This window comes from Micropruina sp., from assembly GCF_027492755.1.
In the GTDB taxonomy this organism is placed as follows: domain Bacteria; phylum Actinomycetota; class Actinomycetes; order Propionibacteriales; family Propionibacteriaceae; genus Micropruina.
Window position 1 is genome coordinate 1 of sequence record NZ_JAPUED010000002.1, and the last position, 4,431, is coordinate 4,431.

At 69.8% G+C, this 4,431-nt stretch carries 7 protein-coding genes; 4 read left to right on the plus strand and 3 right to left on the minus strand.

Annotation, left to right across the window (positions count from 1 at the left end):
- Both Q0066_RS00155 and Q0066_RS00160 read right to left on the minus strand, forming a co-directional pair.
- Positions 1–388: alpha/beta hydrolase (locus tag Q0066_RS00155; protein WP_298128814.1), on the minus strand; the 388-nt coding region annotated here is incomplete at its 3' end.
- Between the two features lie 14 nt (positions 389–402).
- Complete coding sequence (locus Q0066_RS00160; protein ID WP_298128817.1) at positions 403–1,347, minus strand: hypothetical protein; 945 nt, start codon at positions 1,345–1,347, stop codon at positions 403–405.
- Positions 1,348–1,387: 40 nt separating this feature from the next.
- Between Q0066_RS00160 and Q0066_RS00165 the strand changes: the two genes are divergently transcribed.
- Both Q0066_RS00165 and Q0066_RS00170 read left to right on the plus strand, forming a co-directional pair.
- Complete coding sequence (locus Q0066_RS00165; protein ID WP_298128820.1) at positions 1,388–1,873, plus strand: PH domain-containing protein; 486 nt, start codon at positions 1,388–1,390, stop codon at positions 1,871–1,873.
- Entirely contained in the window at positions 1,870–2,304 is a 435-nt protein-coding gene (locus Q0066_RS00170) for a GtrA family protein (protein WP_298128823.1), read from the plus strand. Before Q0066_RS00165 ends, Q0066_RS00170 begins: the two co-directional genes overlap by 4 nt.
- A gap of 5 nt (positions 2,305–2,309) precedes the next feature.
- On the opposite strand, the gene Q0066_RS00175 is transcribed toward Q0066_RS00170, so the two are convergent.
- Positions 2,310–3,026 carry a peptidase E gene (locus Q0066_RS00175; protein WP_366521486.1) on the minus strand — a complete coding sequence of 239 codons (717 nt, stop codon included), beginning with the start codon at positions 3,024–3,026 and terminating at the stop codon, positions 2,310–2,312.
- Between Q0066_RS00175 and Q0066_RS00180 the strand changes: the two genes are divergently transcribed.
- Together Q0066_RS00180 and Q0066_RS00185 are read left to right on the plus strand one after the other, a co-directional pair.
- Positions 3,015–4,193, plus strand: coding sequence for a 5-(carboxyamino)imidazole ribonucleotide synthase (locus Q0066_RS00180; protein WP_298128825.1), 1,179 nt, complete (start codon positions 3,015–3,017; stop codon positions 4,191–4,193). The two genes, Q0066_RS00175 and Q0066_RS00180, sit on opposite strands and share 12 nt — an antisense overlap.
- Positions 4,190–4,431, plus strand: a 242-nt coding sequence (locus Q0066_RS00185) for an AIR carboxylase family protein (RefSeq protein WP_298128827.1), incomplete at its 3' end; no start/stop codon positions are given. The genes Q0066_RS00180 and Q0066_RS00185, both read left to right, overlap by 4 nt.

A 4,431-nucleotide genomic window follows, 5' to 3' on the forward strand; every position in this document is an offset into this window, starting at 1 on the left:
CGAGGCCCGCGTCGGCCAGCCGTCCCGCGGGCATGGTCCGGACGGCCAACCGTTGCGCCAGCCCGGCCAGCTTCGGCGCGCGGGGCTGCAGGTCGGAGAGCACCAGGTGCGACACGGCGTCGGGGGAACGGCCGGCCGCGACCACCGCCACGGCCGCACCCAGCCCGGTACCGGCCAGCGCCACCGAGTCGACCCCGAACCGGTTCAACTGCGCCAGCACGGCGTCCGCAGCTCGTTCCAGGTCGAAGTCGGCGGGCTTGCCCGGACGCAGCCCCTCCAGCCAGGGCGCGACGGCGCGGGTGCCGGGTGGCAGCGAGGTCACCTGGTCCTGCCACAGCGGCGGCGTCTGGCCCAGGCCATGAAGGAACACCAGGAGGGGTACGGGCACGGTCATCTCTCTCGTCAACGGGTCTTGCAGACGCTCAGCGGCAACTCCTGAGGCGACTGCCAACCGGTATTGCCGCCGGTCACCACCGACTCCGACATGGGGAACACGGCCGTGCATTCCTGGCGGCTGAAATAGCGCTTGTCGCCGGTGATGGCCAGGTCCCGATCGCCGAGCTGCGCCCGCCAGCCACCCTTTCCGGTCAGCCGGTTCTGGCAGCGGACGGCCGCCAGCGTCAACCTGCCGGAGTCGGTCGGCAGCTGCCAGGCCACCGGTGCACCGAACGCCTTCGGCACCGCACAGCGGACGGTCTCGGTGAAGTGAGGGGCGCCCTTCTTGTCGATCGACGGGCCGAAGCGGATGAACTCATCGCTGCTCAGGTCCACCTTCGCCGGTCGAGTCCCCTTGCTGCGGTAGGCGACGAAACGCTCGACGGTCGACGACGCGGCCGGCTGCGCCACCCCGTCCGCGACGCCGTGAACGCGAGAGAACGGGGTCATCGGCATTCGGAAGAGCTGCACCGGATGGCCGGAGTTCCAGCGATAGACCGCGAGTCGGTAGGCGGCACCGCTGCCCGCACTTTCGGAGACCACCACGGTGGAACCGTCAGCGGCCCAGGCCAGGACGGACTCCAAACCATGCTGGCCGCGGATATCGACCCCTTTCATGGCCTTGATCCGTCGATCCTCGTATTTCTCGGCGGCGGGCAGATAGCCGGCCGACACCGTGGTCCAGTCCCGCTTGCCGATCGGCGCCTTGGTGAGAGCGGTCTCAGCCGCCGAGCGCTCCGCCAGTGCCGCCTGGACGACCGCGTAGCTGGGTCGATCCGACCCGGACGCCGTGGCCGACGGTCCGCCGGACGCCGGCGTCGACGCGGGCGCTGTCGGCGCGGGTGCCGCGGTGCATCCCGCCACCAGGCCCAGCAGCACCGCGAGCAGCAGTGACCGGGGGCGGGGTGGCATGCGGCGATGCTATCGCGGGCGGCCGGGAATAATGGTGCCCATGGGATTGCCCGCCAAACTGCTCGGAGACGGTGAACAGGAACTGTTGCACCTGCGCTCGCACGGCAAGGTCATGATCAAGCCCACGATCTGGCTGATTGTGGTGGCGGCGTTGGGCGGCGTGGTGTTCGCGATGCTGCCGGTCTCGTGGCGTCCGGCCTCGGCGTGGGTGGTGACCATCGCGGCCCTGCTGGCGGCGATCCCGGTCTACCTGGCGCCGCTGCTGCGCTGGCGGACCAGCACCTACACGCTGACCAACCACCGGTTGATCACCCGCTCGGGCATCATCAACAAGGCCGGGCACGACGTCCCGGTGGCCCGGATCACGAACGTCGCCTACGAGCGCAGCCTCACCGACCGGATGTTCGGCTGTGGTTCGCTGGTGTTCACCACCTCGGCCGAGGCGCCGGTGGTGCTGCATGACGTTCCCAAGGTCGAGGAGGTCGGGGTGGCCATCTCCAACCTGTTGTTCGGAGTGCGCGCGTGACCGAGGCCACGACCACCCAGCTGGGCCTGCGCCCCCAGCTGTTCCGCTTCGTCCTCACCGGCGGGTTGTCGGCGATCGTCGACTACGGACTGCTGGTGGTGCTGATGGCCTTCGGCCTCGACCACACCCCGGCCAAGGTGCTGTCGTTCATCGCGGGCACCACGACCGCCTACCTGATCAACCGCCGCTGGACCTTCAACTCGGACGGCTCGCGCCGCAAATTCGCGGCGGTGATGGCCCTGTACGCACTCACTTTCGTGCTGCAGGTCGGCATCTTCACCCCGCTGTACCCGTGGCTGGTGTCGCTCGGCCTGGGGGCGGAGTTCATGCCGAAGATGAACTGGGCACAGCTGTTCGGCTTCGTCGTCGCCCAGGGCGTGGCGACCGCGGTCAACTTCGTCGTGCAGCGCTCGGTGATCTTCAAGGCCTGAACCGGTCAGGCGGGCAGGACGGTCATCTCCTGCGGTTCCCGGATCACCGCCGGGCCGGGGATGTCGTTGGGCAGCACCCGGTAGACGTTCTGCCCGGGCCGCTCGCACAGGAAGTGCGCCGGGACGCCGTCCACGTAGTGCACGCCGGCCCCGTCGTCGGCGGCGTAGCCACCGGGCAGTTCACCCGAGGCCACCGCGGCGGTGTAGATCGGATCGCGCTCGGGTTCGCCGTCCAGATGCGGACAGAAGCTGCCACGCACCAGGCCCAGCCCGCCCGTCCAGGGCCGCAGATCGCCGAACGAGTCGGTGACGCAGCCCTGATACCAGCAGGCGGCGCCGGCCGAGATGCCGGCCAGCACCAGCGAACCCTCCTGATAGCGCTGCCGCACGACGTCGGAGACCCCGTGCGCCTGCCACAGCGCCACCAGGTTCACCGTGCTGCCGCCGCCCACGAACATCAGGTCTGCCTCGGCCAGCCGGTCCACCGCCTCGGCGGCACCCGACCACAGGGTCAGCACCGACGTCCGGACGCCGAGCGCGCCATAGGCGGTGAGAAATTTGTGGATGTACCCGGCGTCGTCGCCGGACGCGGTCGGAGCGAAGCACACCTGCGGGTGGTCGGAGCCGGTCAACCGAACCAGATAGCGGTCCAACGCCGTCGGTTCGCCGAACGGGGACATCGAGAAGCCGCCGCCTCCCATGGCCACGAGATGCCTGGTCATGATGTTGATACTAAGGTTCGTGCGGTGACCGTGCGTACGATCGGCATCATCGGCGGCGGCCAATTGGCCCGCATGATGCACGCTGCCAGCATTCCCCTCGGAGTCCGCATCGCACTGCTCGCCGAAGGCCCGGACGTCTCCGCCGCCCAGGTGGTGGCCGACACCGAGGTCGGCGACTACACCGACCCGGAAACCGTCTACTCCTTCGCTGAACGGTGCGACGTGATCACCTTCGACCACGAGCACGTCCCGCCGCCGATCCTGCGCGAACTTCAGGCCCGTGGCAAGCAGGTTCACCCCACCCCGGACGCCCTGCTGCATGCCCAGGACAAAGTCGTGATGCGGGAGCGGCTGACCGGGCTGGGGATGCCCTGCCCGATCTTCGCGGTGGTTTCGGACGCCGACGAGCTTCGCGCCTTCGGCGAGCGGACCGGCTGGCCGGTGATCGCCAAGACCTCCCGCGGCGGCTACGACGGCAAGGGGGTCTGGAAGATCGACGGCCCGGACGACGCCGACGAGCCGTTCGCGAACCTGAAGCCCGGCGTCCGGATCCTGGCCGAGGAGTTCATCGACTTCAGCCGCGAGCTGAGCGTGCTGGTGGCGCGGCGTCCGTCCGGCGAGGAGCGGGTCTACCCGGTCAGCGAGACCGTGCAGACCGACGGCATCTGCACCCACACCTTCACCCCGGCGTCCGGCCTGAGCGCCGAGCAGCGGGACGCGATCGAGGCGATGGCGCTGCGGATCGCCGCCGAACTCGGCGTCACCGGCATCCTGGCCGTCGAGCTGATGCAGCGCGCTGACGGTTCGGTGGTGGTGAACGAGCTGGCGATGCGGCCGCACAACACCGGGCACTGGAGCATCGACGGCGCGCACACCTCGCAGTTCGAGAACCATCTGCGGGCGGTCGCCGACCTGCCGCTCGGGCCCACCGAGGTCCGTCAGCCGCAGGCCGCCATGGTGAACGTGCTGGGCGGTGCCCGCGACGACCTGCTGGAAGCCCAGGCGGAAGTACTGGTGACCGAGCCGGGTGCGCGGGTGCAGCTCTACGGCAAGAGTGTGGTGCCGGGCCGCAAGGTGGGTCACGTCACCGTGGTCGGCGACGACGCGGACGACGTCCGGAACAGGGCGCAGGCAGCCGCCGATCACCTGATGGGAGTCCAGCGATGAGTGAGAAACCCCTGGTCGGGATCGTGATGGGCTCCGATTCGGACTGGCCGGTGATGAAGGCCGCCGCGGACGCCTGCGCCGAGTTCGGCGTCGGCTACGAAGCCGACGTGGTGAGCGCGCACCGGATGCCCGAAGACATGGTGGCCTGGGGCCGCGCCGCGCACACCCGCGGCCTGAAGGTGATCATCGCCGGCGCCGGGGGAGCGGCCCACCTGCCCGGCATGCTGGCCGCGCTCAC

Excerpts from the sequence above, each read along its gene's own strand:
- Q0066_RS00175 (WP_366521486.1), bottom strand. The coding sequence starts at position 3,026 with ATGACCAGGCATCTCGTGGCCATGGGAGGCGGCGGCTTCTCGATGTCC.
- Q0066_RS00165 (WP_298128820.1), top strand. The coding sequence starts at position 1,388 with ATGGGATTGCCCGCCAAACTGCTCGGAGACGGTGAACAGGAACTGTTG.
- Q0066_RS00180 (WP_298128825.1), top strand. The coding sequence starts at position 3,015 with ATGCCTGGTCATGATGTTGATACTAAGGTTCGTGCGGTGACCGTGCGT.
- Q0066_RS00160 (WP_298128817.1), bottom strand. The coding sequence starts at position 1,347 with ATGCCACCCCGCCCCCGGTCACTGCTGCTCGCGGTGCTGCTGGGCCTG.